1 protein-coding gene is annotated in these 413 nt (G+C 65.6%); it reads left to right on the plus strand.

The features are described from left to right. Nucleotides 1–413: DUF1522 domain-containing protein (locus UNPA324_RS00025; protein ID WP_502705444.1), on the plus strand; the 413-nt coding region annotated here is incomplete at both ends.

The following is a 413-nucleotide window of genomic DNA, read 5'->3' on the forward strand; positions in this document are numbered from 1 at the left end:
TTGAACGTGCTTGGCCTTGCCGGCAACACCGGCACTGCGACCGCCTTCACCGCGGCCCGCACCTCCGGCGTTGGCGGCCTCACCGGCAAGACCTTGACCTTCACCTCCTTCAACGGCGGCACGGCGGTCAACGTCACCTTCGGCGACGGCACCAACGGCACGATCAAGACGCTCGACCAGCTCAACTCGAAGCTCCAGGCCAACAACCTGACCGCGACGATCGACGCCAACGGCCTGCTGACGGTCTCGACCACCAACGACTACGCGTCCTCGACCATCGGATCGAGCGCCGCGGGTGGTGCGATCGGCGGCACGCTGACGACGGCGCTGACGTTCTCGACGGCTTCCAGCCCCGTCCAGGATACGGTTGCCCAGACCTCGCGTGCCAACCTGGTGTCTCAGTACAACAACAT

This window comes from Bradyrhizobium sp. UNPA324 (genome assembly GCF_006658635.1).
GTDB classification, from domain to species: domain Bacteria; phylum Pseudomonadota; class Alphaproteobacteria; order Rhizobiales; family Xanthobacteraceae; genus Bradyrhizobium; species Bradyrhizobium nanningense.